The sequence below is a fragment of the Pollutimonas bauzanensis genome (genome assembly GCF_040393045.1).
Taxonomy (GTDB): Bacteria; Pseudomonadota; Gammaproteobacteria; order Burkholderiales; family Burkholderiaceae_B; genus Pollutimonas; species Pollutimonas bauzanensis_A.
Genome location: NZ_JBEBUX010000060.1, coordinates 1 through 23,109, shown reverse-complemented (window position 1 = coordinate 23,109; position 23,109 = coordinate 1). Strand labels below are relative to the sequence as shown.

Here is a 23,109-nt window from a genome sequence, read left to right as displayed (position 1 = left end):
GATTTGCAGATTTCCAGAAAAACTCGATCATGAAGGTACCACCGTCAAGCTAGAACCCTTAGGGCTAAAACACGCCAAAGACTTATGGGAAGCCTCAAGCGCAGCCGAACTTTCATTCACGTATCTAAAATACGGGCCCTTTCCTTCATTGGACGCAATCGAAGCTCATGTCGAAGAATTGGCCGCACGGGCGCACCAGCCTTTTTGGGCAGTCATAGATCGTGATTCAGACAAGGCGATGGGTTGGCTGTCATTATGTGATATCTATCCATCGGACGCTGCCATCGAGGTAGGCAGCATCTGGTTTTCTCCCGCGCTTCAACGTACACGGGCATCGACAGAGGCTATTTTCCTGTTGATGACTTACGGATTCGATAAGTTGAACTATCAACGCTTTGTTTGGCGTTGCTGCTCGCCCAACGTCGCATCCCGGAATGCTGCAATCCGAATCGGATTCCGCCCGGAAGGAACATGGCGCCGCGCAGCTATCGTGAGAGGTGTGCCAATGGATATAGATTGGTTTTCGATGATGTCGGAAGAATGGCCAGAGCGGCGTGCCGCCATACTCGAATGGCTTGATGACAGCAATTTCAATGAAAAAAACATTGCCAAACGTAGTTTGCAACGAACTGTTTATCGTTAAAGAGGCCGCGGTGCCTCGCCAACTCAATCAAAACCAGCGTTAAGGCGCGTTGCGTGCCGCTTCGAACTTCTTCTCCATTTCGCGTCGCACTTCCCGGCGGATTTCAGCGGCTGCGAATCGGCGTTGCTCATCAGCAGTGTCGGGGGTTAACACTGGCACCTTTACCGGCTTACCGTCATCATCGACGGCGATCATCGTAAAAAAACAGCTATTGACGTGGCGCACCACTTTGCCTCTGATGTCCTCGGCGATGACCTTGATGCCTATTTCCATGGAAGAGTTGCCCGTGTGGTTGACCGAGGCCAAAAACGTCACCAACTCGCCCACTTTAATGGGTTGGCGAAACATCACCTGATCCACGCTCAAGGTCACGACATAGCGGCCGGCATATCGACTGGCGCATGCATAAGCCACTTGGTCCAGCAGCTTTAATATCGACCCACCGTGCACCTTGCCTGAAAAGTTGGCGGTATCCGGGGTCATCAAGACAGTCATCGTCAATTGGTGCGCGGGCAGGTCCATAGGTCTCATTTCAGTCTGGTTTCGGGAATGCATCATTCAGCGTCATTGTAGAGCCAAAGCCATTAGCCCAGGACTTCGCCAAGTCGTGGACAAGCCTTGCGACAGATCTCGTCCGAATATCACTACAATGTCGCCACACGTGAAAACAACATATCGGGACAAATCATGGATGCAGATTTCTGGCTGGAGCGGTGGCGTGATGGGCGCACTTTTTTTCACCAAAACAGGGTCACGCCCTTGCTGCAAAAATACTGGCCGTCACTATCACTGCCTTCCGGCAGCGGTGTGCTCGTGCCGCTATGCGGCAAGTCGCTGGATATGGTCTGGCTTGCTGAACAAGGCCACTATGTGCTTGGCGTAGAGCTGTCGCAGCTGGCCGTCGATCAGTTCTTTACAGAAAACAACTTGCAACCGCAGGTCCATGAATCACCCTTGGGGCGCCATCATGTAGCTGGCAATATCGAACTGATTTGCGGCGATATTTTCGCACTGGATGCCGCCACGCTCGCCAAGTGCACCGGCGTTTACGACCGTGCCGCGCTAGTAGCGCTACCGCCAGAAATGCGCGAGCGCTACGTACAGCATGTCTATGGGCAAATGCCCAATGATTACCGCGGCCTGCTCTTGACCCTGGACTATATCCAAGAGCAAATGGAAGGGCCGCCATTTTCGGTTCACGAAGCAGAAGTGCTGTCTTTGTACGGTGACCATACCCTCGTGGAAGTCATTGATCGGCGCGACATCCTGGCCAAAGAACCTAAATTCGCTGAGCGCGGCCTGACTCAGTTGGATACTGTCGTGTATGGACTGCGTCGTCGGATTTGACAATTATCGTTTTATTTCTGTCACAATCCCGACATCTTTAATCGTTTCCAGTCATCCTGAGCGTCGAGTAACCCATGGCAAAAATAACGGTAGACGGCGTTGTCAAACGCTACGGTGACGCAACCATTATTGACGGCTTGAGTCTGCAAATCGCTCATGGCGAGTTCTTCACATTGCTCGGCCCCAGCGGCTGCGGAAAGACCACCTTACTGCGTATGATCGCGGGGTTCATCACTCCGGACGCGGGCCGTATCCTGCTTGATGATCAAGACATCACTTATTTACCGGCGCATAAGCGCGACACCGGCATGGTCTTTCAGGACTATGCCCTGTTTCCCGACAAAACCGTTTTCGACAATGTGGCCTATGGCCTGCGGGTGCGTAAATTCTCGGGCGCGCAAATAAAACAAAAAGTCGAACACTTGCTTGATCGCGTCGAACTCGGCCATTTGGCAAAACGCACGCCTGGCGAGCTGTCCGGCGGCCAACGCCAACGGGTGGCACTGGCTCGCGCCCTGGTGATCGAACCGCGCGTCTTGCTAATGGATGAGCCATTATCCAATCTGGACGCGAAGCTGCGCATACAAATGCGCGATGTCATTCGGCAGTTGCAGCAGGAAGCCAACATTACCGCCATTTTCGTGACGCACGACCAAGAAGAGGCGCTGTCGATGTCCGACCGCATCGCGTTATTGCGCAATGGCCGGATCGATCAATTGGACACCCCTGAAGGCCTGTATGCCCGGCCCAGAACGGCTTATGCCGCCGACTTTATTGGCGCAGCTAACTTGATCGAGGTGCAAACCTTGCTATCCAAGGGCGAGAATAGCCTGGTCACCATCGCTGGCGGGCAAGCCTTGGTGTCCGGACAGACGTCAACCAAGAAAAGCCAGTTAGCAGCACGGCCTGAGCACATAAGCCTGCACGACCAGGCGAGCGACGACTTTAGCCGTGTTCCGGCGGAAATCGTGTACCGGCGCTACTTGGGCTTCAAGGCAACTTATGCCTTGCGCCTGGACGACGGAAGAATCATCAATGCCGATATCTCCGCTGCAAGCGACCCGGCCTATTCCCCGGGCAACCGTGTATTCCTTAGCTTCAGCCCGGATTGCCGGCTGGTCGAAGCGTAGGCAATATCATGACGGAATACGCCACCAAGCGCCGTTGGTCTCCTTGGTTTATACCGGCGCTGTTTTGCTTGCTGGTACTGGTTGCGCTGGTGCTGTGGCCGCTGGCGTCGCTGTTTTATCAAAGCGCCATCGACCCGCAAACAGGGCAAGCCAGCCTGAAGGGCTTCAGGTTATTTTTTGATAACCCACGTTATGTCGAAGCCTTTTTCAATACGATAAGGCTAGGCGCAATATCGACTCTGGGCACGGTGTTGCTGGGCGCTCCGCTTGCCTATATTGTGGCCCGTTATGATTTCCCCGGTAAAACCCTGGTGGCACTATTGCCGCTAGCCACCATCGTATTGCCCGATATCGTCGTGTCGCAAGCCTGGCTGATGCTGCTCGGGAATAACGGCATTGCCAGGCTGGCGCTGGAATCCATCGGCATAGACCTCCCCAATTTCTATGGCTGGTTCGGGATGACGTTTACGCTGATCCTGAACGATTACACCTATGTTTACATAGGGATGCTGGCAGCCTTGAAAGCCATCGATGGCACTATAGAAGAAGCAGCGGTAAATCTGGGCGCAAGCAATTTCAGACGCGCCATGACGGTCACTATCCCCGTGTTGGTTCCTGCACTACTGATCAACGCAATGATCGTCTTTACGCTGGCTGTCGATAATTTTTCCATCCCTATGATTCTCGGCGGCAGGGTCGACGTCTTATCGTCACTGACCTACACCACCTTCCTGTCGGAAATGGGCGGAAACCCGACCATGCAAAGCGTGCTGGCCGTTGTTTCGGTGGTTCTGGTTGGCTTCGTGCTGTTCATTCAAAAGCGCATCGTCGAACGCAAGACCTATCAAATGCAACAGGGCCGGGCTCCGTTGGCGGTTCGCGCAACTGGACTCGGCGCCGTAATCCTGACATTAAGCGCCATGCTATTCGTGGCTTTCTCGATGATTCCGGCGGTGATTGTATTGATCGGAGCATTCACCAAGGCCAGTGGCCCTGTCATGCAGTACGGCACATTCACCCTGGAAAATATGGAGCGCGCATTGCGCAACGCCCCCGAGCCCATCATTAACTCACTAATGCTGGCCAGCGTGGCCTCTATCGCTGGCACCTGTTTTGCCACCGTGGCCAGTTACCTTATCGTCAAGAAGCGCCTGTGGGTGGTCAGTGCCCTGGATTATGTCGTCATGCTGCCGCTGGCGATATCGGGCACGGTACTGGGCATCGCGCTGATCCATACTTATAACAGTGGCATGATCGTCTTGACTGGCACATGGGTCATCATGGCGTCGGCCTACTTTGTGCGCAAGGTCCCTTTTTCCATCCGCTCCGCCTCGGCATCCCTGTACAGCATCCCCGACTCTATAGAAGAAGCTTCAATCAATCTGGGGGTATCACCCATTGCCAGCTTTTTCAAAGTCGTGTTACCTGTCATGAAGCCCGCCATACTGGGCGCCGCCATCCTGATGTGGGTAACTTCCCTGGCAGAAATTTCAGCGACCATCGTCCTGTATTACGGCGGTATGGAAACCATGCCCATCCAGATGTTCCGCCAGATCGATGCCGGCTATCTGGCCAGGGCATCGGCTTACGGCGTTATCTTGATGGTGGTAATCATTGTGCCCGTATACCTGGCCGTGCGTTTTTTGAAACTCGATCTGTTTTCCAGCCGTTAAGCACTTACCTGAAGGAAACTTATGCCAAGCTCATACTTTGTACAGCGTTACCTGGCCTACGCCCTAGGCGGCGCCGCTCTAATGCTGGGCCATGCATCCCATGCGGCAGATGCAGTCGTTTACACATCCAACACTGTCCAAACCATCGATACGGCCACGGACATTGCCCAAAAATCCGCACCTGACCTGAAGATCCAGAAGGTCACGTCGGGCACTGGCGCGCTGATGAAGCGCATCGAAGCAGAAGCCAAGAATCCTTTGGGCGACGTCGTATGGGGCGCAGGCTTTGGCACCATGGCTGCTTTCAAACAAAACTTCGAGCCCTACCAGTCGCCCGAAGCCAAAGGCATTGACCCAAGGTTTATCGGACCAAACAATCTATGGGCCGGCACCAACGCGCATGTCATGATCATCATGGTTAATGACAAGCAGCTAAAAGGCGCCGAAGCGCCTAAAACCTGGAGCGATCTGTTCGATCCAAAATGGAAAGGCAAGCTTATCGTGGGTGATCCGGCAACCTCGGGCAGCACTTACGATCAAATGTATGGCTTATATCAGCTGTTCGGCCAAGACGGTTTCAACAAACTCGTCGCCAACGCCGACATCTCGAAAAGCTCGGCTCAAATTTATAAAAGCGTCGCCAATGGCGAGTATGCCCTGGGCATCACCATGGAATATGCTGCCTACGCGTATATCGCGGGCGGACAAAAAGAGGTTCGCATCGTCTACCCCAGTGAAGGCGCATTCGTCGCGCCGGAAGCCGTTGCTGTCATCAAAAACCCGAAAAATGGCGCTGCATCTGCCCATGCGCTATACGATGTGCTGCTTTCCAAGGCAGTCCAAGAGGCAGAGCTGGAACAGAATTTCCGCCGCCCTACCCGTTCCGATATTGATGTGGCAAAGCTGACGAAGCTGCCTAACCTTCAAGACATCAAGGTTGAGGCGACTGACCCAATGAAAGCTGCCGCCGAATACGAGACGGTGATCGGCGCCTGGAAAAAGGCCACTGACGCGGCCGGCAAGTAAACCTGCTAGAAACGTTCGTAACCCAAAAGGTACCGCCATTGGCCGCTGGGCAGGCCGGCCATGGGCAACCGGCCAATGCGTATACGCTTGATGCTGACTACTGTTAAACCAACTTGCCGACACATATCGGCAATCAAGCCAGGCTGCGGGTTCTTGAGCGCAAATCGCAGGCGGGTATCGCTCTGCCAACTGACCTTCATGGGCGCCACAGGCGCGCCACGCCACGACAGCCCATGATTTAACTGTTTCAATCCGCTGGCCGACAGTTCACCGACCACCTCTACAACGTATTCTTGTTCGATTTTGGCGCTATCGTCTGTCAGCTTGCGGGCGATGCCGTACTCTTGTGTAAAGACGATCAGCCCGCAGGTATCCGTACCCAGCGGCATAAGCAGGTTCAGGTCTTTAAGATCCATTTTCACTAAATGCCGATCGGAACGGTCATCCTGCGCCTGGTTTTCTGCGGTGATGAGTCCTCCGGCCGGCCGCCCCCCTGACCCTGTGCCGTAGCCCTCAGGTTTATTCAACAAAATAGTAACGGGCTTATGATCTTCCGAACGGGCATTCGTGGCCAGCTCGACCTTTTGATGGGGTTCGATACGCAAGCCCGGTTCTTCAATGATTTGCCCATCTACCCGAACCCAACCGCCTTGCACATAGTTCTCGGCCTCGCGGCGTGAACAGGAAAATCGGTCGGCGAGGTATTTGCTTAAGCGTACGGATTCAGTCATTGCTGGCCAGTCGGAATGGCGCGCTGTGGCGCGCGCCGTAAGGCTAAAAGATGCCACGGGCCATTGTAGACGACTCGGACTGCGCCCGAGAGTCCGGCTAAGGTTGACGTCGATAGACCAGCAATCGACCCTTATAGTCCTGAGCCGCTACCGCCGACGGCAAGGATCGACCCAGCCGTGTATCGCGCATGAGCTGGAAACCATACGTCGCCATATGGCGATTGAAAGCGGACCGGTGCCCTCGGTCGGGATCCACCATCCAGACTTCGGCGCTCGCGGTCGCATGGTCGTCAATAAAGCTGGCCAACATTTCCGGAGTATCGCGTTCGTAGAGCAAATCGCTGCCAATGACCAAATCATAACGAGCGGAAAGGTGCTCTGCCCCTATGTCCTCCAGGCTCGGCTTGCTGGTGGCCCCCCATTGGCCGTGTCGGTACTGTACTGACGTCAAGTCATTCAGGCTGGCATTTTCTTCGAGAAATGCCTCGGCCAGCGGATGGCGATCGCTGGCTGTGATGCGCGCGCCTTGCCTGTGCCCGACAAGACTGGCTAACGCCAGCCCGCAGCCAATTTCGAGTATTCGTTCATCGGGGCAAACAGGCCTTTGCGCAAACTGCTCGGCCAACCGCACGCTGGAAGGCCACAAAAGGCCAAATAAAGGCCAGGAGGCGGAACATATGCCCAGGCGCTCTGCCGCACCGGTCGGATCGTAGAACTGTTGATGGTCAAGCAAAGAACGGATGACCAAGTCAGGGACTCCGGATATCGCGATACGCTCTTGCCTGGTTCTATAACCCGGCGCCGTCATGAAACTAGCATCTTAAAGGCCTTATTCGTTGTGGTAAGGCCCTTGAGTATGCCCACAATAACCCCAACTGGCCAGAATAAGCCTACTCAGCGCTGGTATATCGTAAGGGCTATTCGACCAGACCCAGCCCATTTAGGGCGCCAAGGCTGTCGGGCCACTTGCGTTTCCGCGCACTCTGCAACAGTATGCGGGCCCAGGCGATCCAGCCTTCCCATGCAATCCGCTTATCCCATGCAGTGCCCCAAGCCTGCAAGGCATGTAAACCCGCCAAAGATTGTGCCTCGGCGGTTGTCCAATCACCTTGAGTCATCGCCAATTGCGCCAGCAGCAAGCGGGGCTCACCCACCCAGGGATTATTATCAATCGCTGACTCGAGCAAATGCCGGGCGGTCTGGCTTTCAGTCAGCGGTTGCATCCGCGTAATCACCTGCCAATAGAGAGCCGAGGCAGCCGCTTCATTCTTGGCCTGAATGACGCCCCTGCCTTGGTCGAAAGCCGGAGGAATAGGAATTCCGGTGGTGGCGGGAAGCGAGTGCAGCGCATGCAACAGCCTTGACAGTCTATTCAGAATATTCGCCGGCGGTTTCAAAGGGCCTGGCCATAAGGACGCGGCCCAATGCGGCGCCAAATCGCGACGTTGCTGGTAGGGGTAGCCGGAAAATATCTCGTCCTGCCAACTATGCCATTGCTCTCCGACATCGGCGACCGTCACGACAATAAAAGCGGCAACTTGCCTGGGCGTCAGTCGAACTATCCGGCCCTTGTCATCAGCCAGCTCAAGTCCTTGCCCGTCAATGCCCTGCCCTTCAAGAATCGCTTGCACAAAGCGGGTCCGTGGCATGGCGCAAAAAAGGCTGACCCAAGACTCGGCTTCTTCTCCCAACGCAGCGCGCAAGGTATCGCGTTCACGCTCGCGGTCGAACAATGTCAGGTTGACATACTCGTTGCCGTAAACGCTGTGGAACAAACCCAGCAAGCGTACCTCGCGCGGTTGATCCCACAAGGCAAGGCTGCGATAGACTCCCAGCAAATGGTGCTTGAAGGTACCTGCCTTGTGCCAGTCTTCACTGGCGCTGCGGCTAAACAAGAGCTCAAGCAAAGAAGGCAGATCGGCATCGATCGCGGCGTGATTATCGGCCAACAGGTCTACCGTGTAGCGATGGAGTTCAGGAATTGCGGACATAAAAGAAAAATAGGTAAGACGAGGATGGATAGCGGCGCATACCGAGGTGACCGTCAGTGTAATCCGTACTATATTTCTTTTAAATCTAAATAAATGATAATTTATATCTTTAAGTATTAAACAGTTCACGCCTAAAATGCCAGGCTACTGTTTCCTGCGGCAGGGAAGTTTTCCACCGCGCTCAATGTTTAAAGAGTATTTCATGCATACATCATCTCGCAGTCCGTTTTATCAATTGCGCCAAGCTGTAGCAGCCGCCACGGTTGCAATTACGCTAGTCGCCGCCCCGGCGGTAGCCCAAGAGCAGCCTTTGCGCGTAGGCGTCACGGCAGGGCCTCATGCCCAGATTGGCGAGGTGGTGAAACAGCTTGCCGAAAAACATGGCTTGCAAGTAAAACTGATCGAATTCAGCGATTTCATCCAGCCCAACGCAGCGCTCGATGCTGGCGATCTGGACATCAACATTTATCAACACCGCCCGTTTCTGGAATCCCAAAACAGCGCGCGAGGCTATAAGCTGACACCCGTCGCCAATGCCGTAGTTCAGCAAATGGGAATCTATTCCAAGCGGCACAAGTCCTTGGCCGACCTGCCGGATGGCGCGCGCATCGCCATTCCCAATGATCCAACCAACGGTGCCCGCGCCCTACTGGTATTGCAGGCCGCAAAACTGATCGAGCTCAAGCCAGGCATCACCGTGACTGCATCATTGTTTGATATCGCCGAAAATCCAAAGAAACTGAAGTTCGTCGAGATTGAAGCAGCCCAGTTGCCCCACTCGCTGGCGGATGTGGACGCCGCAGCGGTAAATTCGGCCTACGCCATACCGGCAGGCCTGTCTCCTACGAAGGATTCCCTGGCGCTTGAAACCCAGGATGCCGAGTTTGCCGTCGTCGTCATTGCGGCACGGGAAGACAATAAAGCTGATCCCCGCATCGCCCGTTTCGTCAAAGCGTATCAATCCGAAGAGACAAAACAATTCGTCGAAAAAACATTCCCCGGCGCCTATACAACCGCTTGGTAGTGGCGCGTCGAGGACTCATCGGCGTAGAATCAATGCATCCGCACCTGCCAGGAAATCGCCATGAATGCACGCATCCCCGACACCGCCTTACCGCCTGTACTTGATCCTCATGCCTTGCAGGCTTACGTAGACGAAAAATGGGACCGCGAAATCATTCCGGCTCTTGTGGACTACATTGCCATTCCGGCGAAAAGCCCAGCATTCGACGCCGATTGGGCCAAGAATGGTTATATCGACCGCGTCGTAAGCGACGCGGCGCAATGGGTCGAGGCCCAAAAAGTCTCGCGTCTGACCCTCGAGGTTGTCCGCCTGCCTGGCCGCACCCCCGTTATCTATTTCGATGCGCCGGCAACTCGTAGTGACAATGGCGATACGGTACTTATGTACGGCCATCTTGATAAGCAGCCTGAATTCAGCGGCTGGCGCTCCGATCTGGGGCCTTGGACGCCAAAATACGAAAACGATAAGCTTTACGGCCGCGGCGGAGCCGATGACGGCTATGCGGTCTATGCATCGCTGACAGCTATTATGGCGCTCGATAAGCAAGGTATCCCCCGACCCCGTTGCGTGGGCCTGATCGAGACCTGTGAAGAGTCAGGTAGCTACGACCTGCTGCCTTATGTGGACGCATTACGCGAAAAATTGGGAAATGTGGCCCTTGTAGTTTGCCTTGATTCGGGCGCTGGCAATTACGACCAGCTCTGGATGACGACCTCATTGCGTGGATTGGTGGCAGGCACACTGGAAGTACAAGTGCTGGATGAAGGCGTGCATTCAGGCGACTCCAGCGGAGTGGTGCCATCCAGTTTCCGCATTTTGCGGCATCTGCTTGACCGGCTGGAAGACAGCGCCAGCGGCCGCTTGCTGCCGCAAAGCTTTCACTGCGAAGTCCCCGCAACCCGTATCGAACAAGTACGTGCAACGGCCAAAATCCTCGGTGATGAAGTCTGGCGCCGTTTCCCCTGGAGCTGCGGGGCCGAGGGCGGGTTCGTATTGCCCATGACCACCGACCCCGAAACTGCGCTGCTAAATCGCACGTGGAAGCCTACGTTGTCCGTCACTGGAGCCGAAGGGCTGCCACCGCTCAGCAGCGCAGGCAATGTGTTGCGACCACGCACGGCATTCAAGCTGTCACTGCGCTTGCCGCCCCTCATTGATGCGGTTGCTGCAGTGCAAGAATTGAAGTCGCTGCTGGAATCCGACGCCCCCTACAACGCAAAAGTGACATTTAAGCCCGATCAAGGCGCAGCGACTGGCTGGAACGCGCCAGAATCCGCTCCATGGTTAACTGCGGCGCTGGATGCCGCCTCTCGGCAATACTATGACGCCCCCTGCGGTTACATCGGGCAAGGCGGCACCATCCCCTTAATGAGTTTGCTGCAATCCGGCTTCCCTAAAGCGCAGTTCATGGTCTGCGGTGTACTTGGGCCGCAATCGAATGCCCATGGGCCAAATGAATTCTTGCATGTGCCTTATGGGAAAAAGCTTACCGCAGCCGTAGCACAAACAATAGCCGCATTATGAGTCCGGCACACCTACCGGTAGAACCGCTCGACGTTGCCGCCTTTTCCCCCTACGGAGCGGTATGGGGCCGCCCCTATGGCAACGACTCGCCTTCATTCACGAATTCCGCAACCGATTTCTGGCATCAACATTTTTTTGACTGTGGCGACCAAGGCAAACCTGAAGTGCTCTGGGTCAATTATCGAAAGAACGATAGAACGGTCAATGCACTGGAAGTACATTGGCTGACGGAACAGGCAATAGTGCCATTGGGGCCACTAGGCGTAATTCATGTTGTCGCCCTAAGCGACGCATCTGGCCTACGACCCGACCCAGCCACCTTGAAAGCGTTTTATATCGCTCCAGGGAACGGCATATGCATGCACACCGGCTGTTGGCATGCCACGCAGGTCGTTGATGCCCAAGTAAGCTGCTTGATGCTGACCCGCGCCTCGACGACTGCTGAGCTCGTCGATTACCTTGAGAATCATAAGCCAGCGCGCGAAAGCGCCATGTTCACGCTAGAACAGCCATATTTGCTGCAAGTCTGAAGTATCTGCAACCGAAGCGTCAAGCTAACACCTTGTTATCGCTGGACTAAAGCAGGTCAGGAATAAGCCGCCTGGGCCAGAACGGCTAGCGGCCCGACTCGGCGGATGGCATCGACTTGTTCGGGATGGCGCACATATAACGTGCCACCATAAGACAACGCATTGACCGAGACCTCATGTGCATGTTCCCGACTGCGCGGCACAACCAGCAGCCAGCCATTATCGGCAAGCATGTTGAATGGCGAGAGCAAACCATTTTCGTCGGTCGTCAGGCCCAATGTGCGACACGCCAGTCCAAAAGCCTGATGCAGGCTTGACGCCGATGCGTGTGTTGCCGTACCCAGCCCGCAACGCACGCGCACAAAGACATGTTTGATGGGAAGGCGGGGATGAACCGCAACGGCCTGCTCCGGCAAACCACCCGGCAATCCCGATACGAAAAAACGCAAACTGGCATTCCCTTTGGCATTGGGTATCCATTGCACATGTTTGTGTCGCTGGCTGGCGCCGGCTTGGGGCCCGCCGTTGTAAAAACCAAGCCCGCCGGATTCAGACATGATGAGTGAAAGCGCCGAGAAGTCTTCCAGCGCAAGCGGCGTCAGTTGTTCTTCAAATTGTTGCCGTGCAAGCACCAAATGGCGATCGCACACGGGAAACTTGTTCAGTATGGCAACATGCCGATCGCCAATCGGCCCCACGGTAAGGGCTGGATCAGGCGACAAAAAAGGGTTGAAATCAGGGTCGCGAGGACCACCGGGCATGGCTACTTTGGCAGCATCTTTTGCCGACAAGGATGAAAGCCAGCGTACGGTAAACGTAAAGCCCTGGTCCTGGATCTCGGTTTGTTCTGCGTCAATGGGCTGCAAGGCTCCGGACATCCGTGCGTCGGCGCTGCGTAAATCGACCGCCTGCATGAATGCTGTCGTCATTGTGTCCCCCTTTTTAATTGATTCTAGGTTTTTACCCAATGCTACAACAGTTTGTGGGTCACAACCCGACGCCGCCAGGGATTACACGTAAGCACGCCTGTTTCCAATCGAAAACCCTTATTAAACAACTAATAAGATTGAAAAATTGACATTATTTAAGCTTTCAATATGCAAAAAATTGATTAAACTACGATAAACTATGCATTATCATAGACCAAGCACTCACTGTCGCTGCCTCACACTTAGCAGATTTCAGATGGCAAAGTCTTCCTGCGCTTACCATCATCAAGAGAGATAAAACCTTGGAGACTGAATTGCCAACAACACAAAACAGTATCTGGACGAGGCTGCCCAATGGCAATGTTATGCATTGCTCCGGGCTTGAACTGGAAAGCAATGGCAACAGCTGGCAAATGACGCCAGCCTCTGGCTTTGATTTTTCTGTATTCACAATGATGGAACAGGGTTTGAGCGTCGAAGAAGCCAAGGGTTTGGCCGAACTGCTTATCTGGCAGGGGGCGACCTGGGCCACCACCGGCCTACACTAGCCTACCCACTTTCACTGACTTCCAGCAGAAAGCTCATCGCAGATAAACGCCAAAGCCGATTTATCAGAATGATGCAATAGCTGCGCACCGATACGGCTGGCCCAATACGTTTCCCCGCCGCCGCACAAACGCCACTCCCGCAATCTGCGCGTGTACAACTGCAAATCGTACTCTTGGGTAACGCCGATAGCGCCATGCACTGCATGCCCGATATCGGCAATGATGGCGGCCGCCTCACTGCAGCGGCTTTTACCTACTGCCGCCAACAAAAGCTGTGGAGCCCAGGCCTTTCCCTGGCATGCCAATTGCGCCGCCATGCGGCAAGCCCAGGTTCGTTCCGCCATGACACTGATCTGACTCTGGACAGCTTGAAACTTGCCTATATGCTTGCCAAACTGGCTGCGCTGATTCGCATAATCCAACGTCAAGGCAAGAACGCGGTCTGCCGCACCCGCCATCAATGAAGCCAGGGCTGCGGCGGCCAGTACGGCAAGGTCCGGCAGCGACAATGGTGAACCCAACGGAATTTTTACCGCTGTAGCCGGCCATTCATTCCATCGTAATGTGGCGCATAAGCTACCGTACCCCCCAGCGTGCTCGCTATCTGCGTCAGCCACCGGTAACAAAGCCGCATAATCGCCGAGATCGGCCAATACCCATTGGGAAACCCAACCGAAAGGCACGGTGTCGGCCTGGATGGCGCCGTTTTGTAGCAGCGACGCCTCCAGCCCGGCAATGGTGATCGCACCTGATGGCGGCACCACTCCTGCAGCTGTGAGCCAGGCACGCGCCAGCATGGTTTGCGCGAAAGGCAGCGGCACTGCGTGCTTGCCCGCTGATAGCAACATCGGGAACACCTGAGCCAAGGTCAGTCCGGCCCCATCTTGGGCTTCCGGGACTAATGCATCGAGGTATCCAGACTGCTCAAGCTCTTGCCACATAGCGTTGGTACTGGCGCCTTGTTCAATAGCGCGTATTGCCACCGGCGTGGCGACTTGAGAGAACAGTCGCTCGACCGATTCGGAAAACAAATTATCCATCACTATTCCTTACCGTAACCCCAGGCCGCGGGCGATAATGCCTCGCAGAATTTCACGCGTACCGCCGCGCAATGAAAACGAGGGCGCCATCTGCTCAAGATAGACCAGTGTTTTGCGCAACGATGCGGGAACAGGCGTGTCGGGAGATGACGCCAGGACGTCGCCAATCAGCCGCGGGATGGCCTGTTCTATTTCCGTCCCCAGATCTTTGACAAGGCTGGCCTCGAGAGCGGGACTTTCCCCGCGAGCCAGCTTGCCGGCTAGTGAAATCGACAGTGCCCGCAACACAGCCAGCCACGAAACGATCTGGCCGAGCGTTGCAGCAGTCGCAGTGTCTGCAACGCCAATTTGCCGGCAGTGCTGCAACCAGCCCTCCACCAGGACCACACTGGAATACAAACGTTCAGGTCCGCTGCGCTCGAAGGCAAGCTCGGCATTCACCTGAGCCCAACCATTGCCCTCGATGCCTATCAAGGCATCCTCAGGACACAAGACATTCTCGAAAAACACTTCCGAGAAGTGCTCGTCTCCGGCCAGGTCTTTGATCGGACGCACAGTTACGCCTGGCAGGCTCAAATCGATAATGATCTGCGATAAGCCTTTGTATCTGTCGGCGGTCTCGCCCGAAGTGCGCACCAGCGCAATCATATATTGCGAGTGCTGGGCATTCGTCGTCCAAATCTTGCTGCCGTTCAGCAGCCAGCCGCCAGGAGAAGGCACCGCCCGAGTCCGAATGCTTGCAAGGTCAGAGCCCGAATTAGGCTCGCTCATCCCAATACAAAAGAACGCCTGCGCTTTGCAAATGCGCGGCAAATAAAACAGTTTTTGCGCTTCGGTTCCATACTTCAGGATCAAGGGGCCACTTTGACGATCGGCAATCCAGTGCGCGGAAACGGGAGCGCCCGCGCCCAACAATTCTTCCGACATCACGAACCTCGCGAAGGGCCCTTTGCCAGCGCCGCCATATTCAACAGGCAAGGTCAACCCCACCCATCCTCGGTCGGCCAGCCGGCGGCTGAAGTCGGCATCGAACCCCAGCCAGGATCGCGCGCGGATGTCTGGCGGCATTGACCCGACGGCCTCATTCAGGAACGCACGGATTTCCGTACGCAATGCCTCGTCTTCCTTCGGGATTTCAGTCAGTTCTAGCGTATCTATCATCTTCGCATGCAGTCCTTGTATCGGTGTCGGCGGCGCAATTTAGGAATTCCTGCCGATACTATCCAGCCTGCGCCCCTGCGTGTCTAATATTATTTTCTTCAAACCCGATACGCTTTCGTTATCATTGCTGACAAAAATAATATTGGATTGAATGGCTCAGCCCTTCTATTCTTTATGCATACCCTGCACGGCCAGGAATCAGCGTAAACGCACTGGCCCGCATAATTTAACGAGACAAACAATGAACCAGACACTGCATTTCGCTCAAGACGAGCACGGCATCGTGCTTTTGACCATGGATCATCAGGAAACCCGCAATGCCCTGACCGGCAACAATCTGGTCAAAGAATTCCTGGCAGCCTTTCAACGCATCGAAGCCGATCCAACGGTCCGTGTTGTCATCATTACCGGGGCGGGCAAGGCCTTTTCTTCTGGCGGCAGCATTCCGGAAATGCAGCGGCAGCTTCAACCGGACGTTGACAGCGTGACACTACGCCATGAGTATCAACAAGGCATACAACGACTGCCCCTTGCCCTGCAGAAACTGGAAGTACCGACTATTGCCGCAATAAACGGTCCGGCCATCGGAGCGGGGTTCGACCTTGCCTGCATGTGCGATATTCGTATCGCTGCAGAACATGCGATTTTCGCGGAGAGCTTCGTCAAGCTCGGCCTTATCCCCGGGGATGGGGGCGCCTGGTTCCTGCCTCGTCTTATCGGTATGTCTCGTGCCGCTGAAATGACACTTACAGGCGACCCGATCGATGCGCAACAAGCCTTGGCTTGGGGACTGATATCCAAAGCTGTCGCGCCCGACTCGCTACTGGAGGAATGCCGCAAAATGGCGCTGCGTATTGCTGCGAATCCCCCTGCAGCGGTAAGAATGAGCAAGCGCTTGCTGCATGAAGGCCAACATAGCCGGCTCGACACGCTGCTGGAAATGTCGGCGGGTTTTCAAGCCATTGCGCACAAAACCGCCGATCACGCCAAGGCGGTCGAGACCTTCATGAAGAAACGGTCAGAGAAAAAAGCCGGCACGCCATGACCTGAGCGGAAATACGCCATAGCAGCCGCCTGCCTTTTATCGCGCAACCAGCTCAAGTATCGTATCGCGCAGGCGGGTCACCAGCATTGACGGTGTATCTCGGCAAGCCACCAGCGACAAGGACAAGCATTTGTGCGCAGCCGTATCGGTGAGTTTGATGAAATGGACATGTTGGGGTGAATAAGACCTGGTCACCGCTGGCACAAGTGCTATCCCCATCCCGCTTGCCACCAGGCTCAGCTGGGTTTGCACCTGAATGGCCTCCTGGCTGACACGGGGTGTGAACCCCGCTTTATGGCACAAAGACAGGGCTTCGCCATGCAGACCGGGCACCGCCGTAGACGCATACAGCACAAAGTCTTCGTTACGACATTCGCGCAGGGCGATTTTCTCGCGGGCCGCCAGCGGATGACCGGCCGGTACGGCCAACATGAGATCATCGTGTTCGAGCACCCACGCCTCGATGGCCGGGTCGTCTGCAATCGGCCCCCTGACGACAGCCGCATCAATTTCGTGATTGCGCACCAGATTGATCAGGCCTATTGTGCTGTCCTCTCGCAGCTCGACCTTCACATCGGGATGCTTGCTGCGAAAAGCCGGAACACACAATGGCAGCAAGGTATAGGTTGCCGACCCGACGAACCCCAGTCGCAACGTACCCCATTCCCCTAGAGCAACCAAGCGGGCCGAACGGCAAGCTTGGTCAGCATAAAAAAGAGCGGCTTGCGCGTCTTTCATCAAAGCTTGGCCCGCAGGCGTCAAGGTCACCCCTTTTGCGCCACGCTCCAGCAACTGAGCACCAACCTCGCTTTCCAGCTTCTGTATCGACACAGACAAAGCAGGCTGTGCAATAAAAAGCTGTTCGGCAGCCTGCCGATAGCTGCCAAACTGGGCAATGGTAATAAACTGCTGGAATTGACGAAGGGTAATAGCCATGCTTTTTTATTATCGCTTGATAGATAAACAATATTAGACCGTTATCGGGAGCCAAGAATAGACTCTTCATGCCATGAAGACAAATACTCCCCCCTCCGCTGCCTTGGGCAGCATCCGCGTACTCGACCTGACAACGGTCGTTTTCGGCCCTTATGCGTCGCAGATACTGGCCGATTATGGCGCCGATGTCGTCAAGATCGAAGCGCCCAGCGGCGACTCCACGCGCCATACAGGCCCGGCCTTCGAGCCTGGGCTGTCCGCAATATTTCTTGGTATCAATCGAAACAAGCGCAGTCTTGTGCTGGACCTTAAACAAGCCGCCGCGCGCGACGCGCTGCTTACGCTGGTCGATCAAGCCGATGTTTTCATGCACAGCGTGCGGCCGCAGAAAATGGCGCTCCTGGGCCTGGATCCCGATACCTTGCGCGCCCGCAACCCACGGCTTATTTACGCAGGGCTGCACGGCTTCGGAAACGGCGGCGCATACCAGGGCCAGCCCGCCTATGATGACACCATCCAGGGGCTAAGCGGTGTCGCTGACATCATGGCGCGGCAAACCGGAACGCCCCGCTACCTGCCCACCATCGCCGCCGATAAAACTTGCGGATTGATCGCGGCCCACGCCATATTGGCTGCGCTTTTTCAGCGCGAACGCACTGGACAGGGACAATTCGTCGAAGTGCCGATGTTCGAATCCATGACATCCTATATGCTGGTCGAGCACTTTTACGGCCGCCACCTTGTCGATGCAAACGAACCAGCGGGCTACCCCCGCACGCTTACCCCCTGGCGCAAACCCTATCAAACGGCGGACGGCTATGTCTGCATCCTGCCTTATACCGACAACCACTGGAAACGCTTCTTCGAAGGCAGCGGCAATCCGGCGATCGCCGCCGATCCGCGCTTTACCGATATCGCCGCGCGCACACGCCACATCGGCGAACTGTACGAACTGGTGGGCACCATCATGCTGCAGCGCTCTACCGAAGACTGGCTCGAGTTTTGCGCGCAACAGGAAATACCGGCAACGCGCATGAATTCGCTGGACGACCTTGAACAAGACCCGCACTTGCAAAGCGTGGATTTTTTTGTGGACATACCGGATACAGAACAAAAAACCTATCGATTCACACGCAGCCCCGTTCGTATGGAGCAAGGCAACGTCGAACCCGCCATGCCGCCCCGCCTGGGCGAACACACCTGGGAAATATTGTCTCAGGCCGGCCTATCGGAGACACAGATTACCGCCATGAAGGCAAGCAAAGCCGCTATAGGCCCAGCGCCAATCACTGACACAGACCCATTGAAAGGGAACACCGATGAACAATAACCTACCCACTCTCGGCCGCGGATATTATTGGCAAGAACTGTCCGTAGGCCAGCGCTTCAAAACATTCCGGCGCACCATTACGGAAACCGACGTCGTCAATTTCGTCAGCGTCACCGGTATGCTGGAAACCATCTTTATCGATACCACTTTCGAGCATGGCGCCATGAAAGGACGGCCTGTCCCCGGCGCCCTGACCTATGGTTTGATCGAAGGGTTGATCATGCAAGGCATGGTTCAGGGAACAGGCCTCGCATTGCTCGAGGTCCATAAGAAAATGCTGGCGCCGGTCATCGTTGGCGATACGGTCTGGGCCGAAATCGAAATTACTGCGCTGCGCCCGACCTCGAAACATAACCGGGCGATAGTCACTTCCCGTATCGACGTCAAGAACCAGGATGGGAAAGATGTGATTACCTATACCGCGACACGCATGCTGGCAGGAAGACCGGATTAAAACGCGTCATCATCAAAACAATAAATAAAGGAGACAACAATGAATACCGTACGTAGAAATATCGTCACAGCCTTGCTCGCGCTTCCACTGGCAATGACCGTTACCGCCCAGGCCGCCACTTGGCCTGATCGTCCCATTACGATGATAGTCCCCTTCCCGCCTGGCGGTCCGACTGACCTGGTGGCTCGCCTGATGGCGTCGCAACTTTCCCAGCAGTTGGGCCAGACTGTCGTCGTCGAGAACAAGGCCGGTGCAAATGCCACTATCGGGATGACGGCCGCGGCCAAAGCCAAGCCCGATGGCTACACGATTTTGTACAACACCTCATCCATTTCCCTGGCGCCCAACCTGTACACCAAGCTGGCCCTGAATCCGGAAAAAGACTTCGACGCCGTTTCGTCCACGGCCGTTATCCCGCTAGTGCTGCTGACCCACCCATCCGTACCGGTCAATACAGTCAAAGAATTTATCGACTATGCCAGGAAAAATCCCGGCAAGCTTTCCTATGGTTCGGCTGGCGCGGGCAACGTCACGCATTTGGGCGCATTCCTGTTTAACCAGTCAACAGGAATCGACGCGCAGCACATCCCTTATCGTGGCAGCGCGCCCGCCATGACCGACCTGGTCGGCGGGCAAGTCCAGTTCATGACCAACACCCTGAATGACTCCTTGCCATTCATCAGCGAAAACCGGGTCAAAGCGCTGGCCGTTACCAGCAAAGAACGCAGCGCTACGCTGCCCGACGTACCCACTGCGGCTGAAGAAGTCATTCCTGGATTTGAAATGGGAGCATGGCAAGGCATTGTCGTTCCCGCAGGCACCCCACCCGCGATTATCGACAAGCTGAATGCCGAAATCCGCACAGCACTGAAGACAGATACGATGCGCAAACAGCTTGAAGCGCAGGGCGCACAGGCATTAGGGTCTTCCCCCGCTGAATATGACGCCTACATTCGCAGCGAAACCAAACGCTGGGGCGATGTCATCCGTGCCGCCGGCGTAAAACTGGATTGACGCCTAGGGTTAAAGCCATACACTATCGCTTTTTAAGCAATAAGCAACGCCATGACAATAGAAACCCTGGAGCAATTACTCGCCCGCGAGTCAGCGCTGGTCACCGACGGCATAAGGCTGCATGCAAAGATCAGGCCGGATCATCCGGCGCTGATCATTGATGAAGAAGTCATTTCATACAGGCAGTTCGATGCCCTGCTCAACCAGGTTGCCCACACGTTCAAAAAAAACGATTTACAAGTAGGTGACGTCGTCGCCATTTGTGCTGCGACCAGTCTTGAATACTTGGCCGTATTTTTTGGTGCGATCCGGTACGGGGCTGTCATTGCGCCCATGTCCCCCAGCGCGAGCGCAAAGGCCCTTGAAGCCATGATGCTCGACGCCGCGCCGACACTAACTTTTATTGATACCAGTACGGCGCCCTTGTTGGAAACCATGCTGGACGGTCACGGCCTGAAAACAGTATGCCTGGATAGCCCGGCGCAAGCATGGCGGCATTGGCTTTCAGACGAGGCATCCGAATACACCAGGCCTGCCCCCCAAGCTTGCGATCCCATCAATATCATCTATTCATCCGGGACCACGGGCGTGCCAAAGGGCATTGTGCATCCCGTTGCCATGAGATGGGTGCACAGCAGCCGCCGCATGACAGGAATCGATTGCGACTCCACATTACTAAGCTCCACGCCGCTCTATTCAAACACTACCCTGGTCGCGCTATACGCGGCCCTGACTCGCGGTGCGACGACGGTGGTCATGAAAAAGTTCGATGTGCGGTCTTATCTTGAACTGGCGCAAACGCATAAAGCCACGCATACCATGCTGGTTCCTGTTCAGTATCAGCGCTTCATGAACTTCCCCGACTTCGATACTTATGACCTTTCCTCATTCAGGCAAAAATTTTGCACCAGTGCGCCATTTTCAAAAGCGCTTAAGCAAGCCCTGATTGCCCGTTGGCCCGGCGACTTGATTGAAACCTTCGGCATGACGGAAGGCGGGGGTGTTTTCGTGCTGGAAGCGCACAAGTATCCCGACAAATTACACACGGTGGGCAAGCCAAGTCCCGAAAGCGAAATGAAGCTTCTGGATGAACAAGGCAACGAAGTGGCGCCAGGACAGGTGGGCGAGGTTGCAGGCCATTCCATAGCCATGATGCTGGGCTACAAAAACCAAGACGCGTTAAGCAAAGAAATTGAATGGTTTTCCCCAGAGGGAAAGCGTTTTCTAAAGTCGGGCGATATCGGGAAATTCGACGAAGACGGCTTCTTTGTTTTGATGGCCAGGCGCAAAGAAATGATAATTTCGGGGGGCTTCAATATTTACCCCAGCGATCTTGAGGCCGAGCTGCACCAACACGACAACGTTCTGGAAGCGGCGGTGGTTGGCATGCATTCGGAAGAGTGGGGGGAAATCCCAGTGGCATTTGTTGTCGTGAATAGCGGTGAACACCTGACGGAAACGGATCTGCTGGACTGGGTTAACGCCAGGCTAGGCAAAATGCAGCGCATCAAAAAGCTGTGCTTTCTAGACCAGTTGCCCAGAAGCTCCATTGGAAAAGTGCTTAAAAAGGAACTACACACACTGACTAACGACATGTAACCAACACAGAAGCGGCTGGTATCCATAAAAAAACAGAGGGGACACAACATGAAGTTTATGAAGTTCAGATTTTCAGCTTTGGCAGGCGCACTCGCCCTGCTATCGAGCCAAGCGGCAGCGCAGGCGACTGACGTTGTTCGTATCGGGGTATCCAACGACAGGTCGGGCATTTATTCCGACTTGGGCGGATTAGGCTCTGAAATCGCCACCCGCATGGCGGTGGAAGACTTCGGCGGCTCGGTATTAGGCAAGAAAATAGAAGTCATCGGCGGAGATAGTCAAAACAAAGTGGATGTAGCCTCGACCATGGTGCGTAATTGGTTCGATACGCAGAACCTGGTGGCAGTGGTCGACGGCGGAGCAAGTTCCACAGGGCTTGCAGCAATGCACGTAGCCGTCGAAAAGAAAGGCGTTGCACTAATCAGCGGCGGTTTTGCCGGAGACTTCAGCGGCAAGCAATGCTCGAGCGTAAGTACCCAATGGGCGCCGGATACCTATGCGCTAGCCAATGCCGTAGTAGGAAGCACCGTGAAATCGGGTGGGAAAAATTGGTATTTCATTACTACCGACTATGTTTTCGGCAAGACCATGGAATCAACCGCCACGCGTTTCGTAAAAGACAACGGCGGAAAACTTGCGGGTAGCACACGGCACCCGTTAGGCTCTTCCGACTTCGCTTCATATCTGCTGCAGGCGCAATCCTCGCAAGCCGACGTTATCGGCTTGGCCAGCGCTGGCGGGGATCTGATCAACCTAATAAAACAAGCGCAAGATTTCGGCTTGAATAACGGCAAGCAAAAGATGCTTACCTTCCTGGTGTTCATCAATGACGTTTTCGGCATGGGCCTGAACTACGCCCAGGGGCTTACATTCACAACCCCGTTTTACTGGGATGCCAATGAGGGCACGCGTGAATGGACCAAACGCTGGCAGGAAAAAACCGGCTTCGCCCGGGCACCCTCCATGGTACAGGCCTTATCGTATGTCTCTACCATGCACTACCTGGAAGCGGTCAAGGCCGCAGGCACCTTCGATAACGAGAAGGTCAATGCCAAGATCCGCGAACTGCCTGTGCAGACTCAACTTATCAATAATGCCCGAGTGCGCCCGGAAGATGGACGAGTCATCATGGACATGTACCAGGTTGAAGTTAAAAAACCTGCGGAATCCAAGTCTTCCAATGATGTCTACAAGATTCTGGCCACCATTCCCGGCAACGAATTATTCGTACCACTGGCTGAAAGCGAATGCCCCCTAGTAAAAAAATCCTGACAGGAGCCCTTTCATGAAATGCTTTTGCGTTGTCAATTTTCGCGAACCCCTATTACAGCAAGATATTCCAACCCCTGAACCGAAAGGTACAGAAGTGCTCCTGCAGGTGCGCGCCGCCGGTGTGTGCCACAGCGATATCCACATTTGGGAAGGCGGCTACGA

The 23,109-nt window shown here is 55.0% G+C and carries 24 protein-coding genes; 16 read left to right on the top strand and 8 right to left on the bottom strand.

Features of this window, described 5'->3' with window-relative positions; all coding sequences use genetic code 11:
* The coding region (locus ABWO67_RS11125; protein WP_353151744.1) for a GNAT family N-acetyltransferase at positions 1 to 643 on the top strand (643 nt) is incomplete at its 5' end.
* A gap of 39 nt (positions 644 to 682) precedes the next feature.
* Here ABWO67_RS11125 and ABWO67_RS11120 read toward each other — a convergent pair.
* Entirely contained in the window at positions 683 to 1,165 is a 483-nt protein-coding gene (locus tag ABWO67_RS11120) for an acyl-CoA thioesterase (RefSeq protein ID WP_353151742.1), read from the bottom strand.
* Between the two features lie 165 nt (positions 1,166 to 1,330).
* Here ABWO67_RS11120 and ABWO67_RS11115 point away from each other — a divergent pair, with 165 nt between their 5' ends.
* The 4 genes from ABWO67_RS11115 to ABWO67_RS11100 all read left to right on the top strand — a co-directional run bounded on the left by ABWO67_RS11115 (position 1,331) and on the right by ABWO67_RS11100 (position 5,819).
* Positions 1,331 to 1,990 carry a thiopurine S-methyltransferase gene (locus tag ABWO67_RS11115; RefSeq protein ID WP_353151750.1) on the top strand — a complete coding sequence of 220 codons (660 nt, stop codon included), beginning with the start codon at positions 1,331 to 1,333 and terminating at the stop codon, positions 1,988 to 1,990.
* Between the two features lie 74 nt (positions 1,991 to 2,064).
* Complete coding sequence (locus ABWO67_RS11110; RefSeq protein ID WP_353151740.1) at positions 2,065 to 3,120, top strand: ABC transporter ATP-binding protein; 1,056 nt, start codon at positions 2,065 to 2,067, stop codon at positions 3,118 to 3,120.
* An 8-nt stretch (positions 3,121 to 3,128) separates the two neighbouring features.
* Positions 3,129 to 4,793 carry an ABC transporter permease gene (locus tag ABWO67_RS11105; protein WP_353151738.1) on the top strand — a complete coding sequence of 555 codons (1,665 nt, stop codon included), beginning with the start codon at positions 3,129 to 3,131 and terminating at the stop codon, positions 4,791 to 4,793.
* Between the two features lie 21 nt (positions 4,794 to 4,814).
* Positions 4,815 to 5,819, top strand: a complete 1,005-nt coding sequence (locus ABWO67_RS11100) for an extracellular solute-binding protein (RefSeq protein ID WP_353151736.1) — start codon at positions 4,815 to 4,817, stop codon at positions 5,817 to 5,819.
* A gap of 5 nt (positions 5,820 to 5,824) precedes the next feature.
* Here ABWO67_RS11100 and ABWO67_RS11095 read toward each other — a convergent pair whose 3' ends face one another.
* The 3 genes from ABWO67_RS11095 to ABWO67_RS11085 form a co-directional block, all read right to left on the bottom strand.
* Complete coding sequence (locus ABWO67_RS11095) at positions 5,825 to 6,550, bottom strand: RNA pseudouridine synthase (protein ID WP_353151734.1); 726 nt, start codon at positions 6,548 to 6,550, stop codon at positions 5,825 to 5,827.
* A 97-nt stretch (positions 6,551 to 6,647) separates the two neighbouring features.
* On the bottom strand, positions 6,648 to 7,298 hold the full coding sequence (locus tag ABWO67_RS11090) for a class I SAM-dependent methyltransferase (RefSeq protein WP_353151732.1): 651 nt from the start codon (positions 7,296 to 7,298) through the stop codon (positions 6,648 to 6,650).
* A 169-nt stretch (positions 7,299 to 7,467) separates the two neighbouring features.
* Complete coding sequence (locus ABWO67_RS11085) at positions 7,468 to 8,541, bottom strand: DUF6817 domain-containing protein (protein WP_353151730.1); 1,074 nt, start codon at positions 8,539 to 8,541, stop codon at positions 7,468 to 7,470.
* Positions 8,542 to 8,743: 202 nt separating this feature from the next.
* Here ABWO67_RS11085 and ABWO67_RS11080 point away from each other — a divergent pair, with 202 nt between their 5' ends.
* Genes ABWO67_RS11080 through ABWO67_RS11070 form a run of 3 tightly spaced genes read left to right on the top strand, consistent with a single transcriptional unit; the run spans position 8,744 to position 11,619 of the window.
* A complete protein-coding gene (locus ABWO67_RS11080) occupies positions 8,744 to 9,565 on the top strand; it encodes a MetQ/NlpA family ABC transporter substrate-binding protein (protein WP_353151728.1) in 822 nt (273 codons plus the stop codon).
* A gap of 60 nt (positions 9,566 to 9,625) precedes the next feature.
* Positions 9,626 to 11,089: a M20 family metallopeptidase gene (locus ABWO67_RS11075; protein WP_353151726.1), complete on the top strand. Its 1,464-nt coding sequence runs from the start codon at positions 9,626 to 9,628 to the stop codon at positions 11,087 to 11,089.
* Positions 11,086 to 11,619: an ureidoglycolate lyase gene (locus ABWO67_RS11070; RefSeq protein WP_353151724.1), complete on the top strand. Its 534-nt coding sequence runs from the start codon at positions 11,086 to 11,088 to the stop codon at positions 11,617 to 11,619. Before ABWO67_RS11075 ends, ABWO67_RS11070 begins: the two co-directional genes overlap by 4 nt.
* Before the next feature lie 56 nt (positions 11,620 to 11,675).
* Here the strand turns inward: ABWO67_RS11070 and ABWO67_RS11065 are convergent, their stop codons facing one another.
* Positions 11,676 to 12,548: an ATP adenylyltransferase family protein gene (locus ABWO67_RS11065; RefSeq protein WP_353151722.1), complete on the bottom strand. Its 873-nt coding sequence runs from the start codon at positions 12,546 to 12,548 to the stop codon at positions 11,676 to 11,678.
* Between the two features lie 314 nt (positions 12,549 to 12,862).
* Between ABWO67_RS11065 and ABWO67_RS11060 the strand changes: the two genes are divergently transcribed.
* Positions 12,863 to 13,096: a hypothetical protein gene (locus ABWO67_RS11060; RefSeq protein WP_353151720.1), complete on the top strand. Its 234-nt coding sequence runs from the start codon at positions 12,863 to 12,865 to the stop codon at positions 13,094 to 13,096.
* A gap of 11 nt (positions 13,097 to 13,107) precedes the next feature.
* Here ABWO67_RS11060 and ABWO67_RS11055 read toward each other — a convergent pair whose 3' ends face one another.
* Together ABWO67_RS11055 and ABWO67_RS11050 are read right to left on the bottom strand one after the other, a co-directional pair.
* On the bottom strand, positions 13,108 to 14,136 hold the full coding sequence (locus ABWO67_RS11055; protein WP_353151718.1) for an acyl-CoA dehydrogenase family protein: 1,029 nt from the start codon (positions 14,134 to 14,136) through the stop codon (positions 13,108 to 13,110).
* Between the two features lie 9 nt (positions 14,137 to 14,145).
* Positions 14,146 to 15,297 (bottom strand): acyl-CoA dehydrogenase family protein, encoded by a 1,152-nt coding sequence (locus ABWO67_RS11050; protein WP_353151716.1) that lies wholly within the window; start codon positions 15,295 to 15,297, stop codon positions 14,146 to 14,148.
* Between the two features lie 241 nt (positions 15,298 to 15,538).
* Here ABWO67_RS11050 and ABWO67_RS11045 point away from each other — a divergent pair, with 241 nt between their 5' ends.
* Complete coding sequence (locus tag ABWO67_RS11045) at positions 15,539 to 16,342, top strand: crotonase/enoyl-CoA hydratase family protein (protein WP_353151714.1); 804 nt, start codon at positions 15,539 to 15,541, stop codon at positions 16,340 to 16,342.
* Between the two features lie 36 nt (positions 16,343 to 16,378).
* Here ABWO67_RS11045 and ABWO67_RS11040 read toward each other — a convergent pair whose 3' ends face one another.
* Positions 16,379 to 17,278, bottom strand: coding sequence for a LysR family transcriptional regulator (locus ABWO67_RS11040; protein ID WP_353151712.1), 900 nt, complete (start codon positions 17,276 to 17,278; stop codon positions 16,379 to 16,381).
* A 73-nt stretch (positions 17,279 to 17,351) separates the two neighbouring features.
* On the opposite strand from ABWO67_RS11040, the gene ABWO67_RS11035 reads away from it, so the two are divergent.
* The 6 genes from ABWO67_RS11035 to ABWO67_RS11010 all read left to right on the top strand — a co-directional run.
* Entirely contained in the window at positions 17,352 to 18,608 is a 1,257-nt protein-coding gene (locus ABWO67_RS11035; protein ID WP_353151710.1) for a CaiB/BaiF CoA transferase family protein, read from the top strand.
* Positions 18,598 to 19,062 (top strand): MaoC family dehydratase, encoded by a 465-nt coding sequence (locus tag ABWO67_RS11030; RefSeq protein WP_353151708.1) that lies wholly within the window; start codon positions 18,598 to 18,600, stop codon positions 19,060 to 19,062. The genes ABWO67_RS11035 and ABWO67_RS11030 overlap by 11 nt, the downstream gene beginning before the upstream one ends.
* 39 nt (positions 19,063 to 19,101) lie before the next feature.
* Positions 19,102 to 20,076 (top strand): Bug family tripartite tricarboxylate transporter substrate binding protein, encoded by a 975-nt coding sequence (locus ABWO67_RS11025; protein ID WP_353151706.1) that lies wholly within the window; start codon positions 19,102 to 19,104, stop codon positions 20,074 to 20,076.
* 51 nt (positions 20,077 to 20,127) lie between these two features.
* Entirely contained in the window at positions 20,128 to 21,675 is a 1,548-nt protein-coding gene (locus tag ABWO67_RS11020) for a class I adenylate-forming enzyme family protein (RefSeq protein ID WP_353151704.1), read from the top strand.
* A gap of 57 nt (positions 21,676 to 21,732) precedes the next feature.
* Positions 21,733 to 22,947: an ABC transporter substrate-binding protein gene (locus tag ABWO67_RS11015; protein ID WP_353151748.1), complete on the top strand. Its 1,215-nt coding sequence runs from the start codon at positions 21,733 to 21,735 to the stop codon at positions 22,945 to 22,947.
* Positions 22,948 to 22,960: 13 nt separating this feature from the next.
* On the top strand, positions 22,961 to 23,109 hold a 149-nt coding region (locus ABWO67_RS11010; protein ID WP_353151746.1), incomplete at its 3' end, for an alcohol dehydrogenase catalytic domain-containing protein.

What these genes read in the sequence shown, in the direction of transcription:
- ABWO67_RS11120 (WP_353151742.1), bottom strand. Translation starts at nt 1,165, where the DNA reads ATGGACCTGCCCGCGCACCAATTGACGATGACTGTCTTGATGACCCCG.
- ABWO67_RS11115 (WP_353151750.1), top strand. Translation starts at nt 1,331, where the DNA reads ATGGATGCAGATTTCTGGCTGGAGCGGTGGCGTGATGGGCGCACTTTT.
- ABWO67_RS11110 (WP_353151740.1), top strand. Translation starts at nt 2,065, where the DNA reads ATGGCAAAAATAACGGTAGACGGCGTTGTCAAACGCTACGGTGACGCA.
- ABWO67_RS11105 (WP_353151738.1), top strand. Translation starts at nt 3,129, where the DNA reads ATGACGGAATACGCCACCAAGCGCCGTTGGTCTCCTTGGTTTATACCG.
- ABWO67_RS11100 (WP_353151736.1), top strand. Translation starts at nt 4,815, where the DNA reads ATGCCAAGCTCATACTTTGTACAGCGTTACCTGGCCTACGCCCTAGGC.
- ABWO67_RS11095 (WP_353151734.1), bottom strand. Translation starts at nt 6,550, where the DNA reads ATGACTGAATCCGTACGCTTAAGCAAATACCTCGCCGACCGATTTTCC.
- ABWO67_RS11085 (WP_353151730.1), bottom strand. Translation starts at nt 8,541, where the DNA reads ATGTCCGCAATTCCTGAACTCCATCGCTACACGGTAGACCTGTTGGCC.
- ABWO67_RS11080 (WP_353151728.1), top strand. Translation starts at nt 8,744, where the DNA reads ATGCATACATCATCTCGCAGTCCGTTTTATCAATTGCGCCAAGCTGTA.
- ABWO67_RS11075 (WP_353151726.1), top strand. Translation starts at nt 9,626, where the DNA reads ATGAATGCACGCATCCCCGACACCGCCTTACCGCCTGTACTTGATCCT.
- ABWO67_RS11070 (WP_353151724.1), top strand. Translation starts at nt 11,086, where the DNA reads ATGAGTCCGGCACACCTACCGGTAGAACCGCTCGACGTTGCCGCCTTT.
- ABWO67_RS11065 (WP_353151722.1), bottom strand. Translation starts at nt 12,548, where the DNA reads ATGACGACAGCATTCATGCAGGCGGTCGATTTACGCAGCGCCGACGCA.
- ABWO67_RS11055 (WP_353151718.1), bottom strand. Translation starts at nt 14,136, where the DNA reads ATGGATAATTTGTTTTCCGAATCGGTCGAGCGACTGTTCTCTCAAGTC.
- ABWO67_RS11050 (WP_353151716.1), bottom strand. Translation starts at nt 15,297, where the DNA reads ATGATAGATACGCTAGAACTGACTGAAATCCCGAAGGAAGACGAGGCA.
- ABWO67_RS11045 (WP_353151714.1), top strand. Translation starts at nt 15,539, where the DNA reads ATGAACCAGACACTGCATTTCGCTCAAGACGAGCACGGCATCGTGCTT.
- ABWO67_RS11040 (WP_353151712.1), bottom strand. Translation starts at nt 17,278, where the DNA reads ATGGCTATTACCCTTCGTCAATTCCAGCAGTTTATTACCATTGCCCAG.
- ABWO67_RS11035 (WP_353151710.1), top strand. Translation starts at nt 17,352, where the DNA reads ATGAAGACAAATACTCCCCCCTCCGCTGCCTTGGGCAGCATCCGCGTA.
- ABWO67_RS11030 (WP_353151708.1), top strand. Translation starts at nt 18,598, where the DNA reads ATGAACAATAACCTACCCACTCTCGGCCGCGGATATTATTGGCAAGAA.
- ABWO67_RS11025 (WP_353151706.1), top strand. Translation starts at nt 19,102, where the DNA reads ATGAATACCGTACGTAGAAATATCGTCACAGCCTTGCTCGCGCTTCCA.
- ABWO67_RS11020 (WP_353151704.1), top strand. Translation starts at nt 20,128, where the DNA reads ATGACAATAGAAACCCTGGAGCAATTACTCGCCCGCGAGTCAGCGCTG.
- ABWO67_RS11015 (WP_353151748.1), top strand. Translation starts at nt 21,733, where the DNA reads ATGAAGTTCAGATTTTCAGCTTTGGCAGGCGCACTCGCCCTGCTATCG.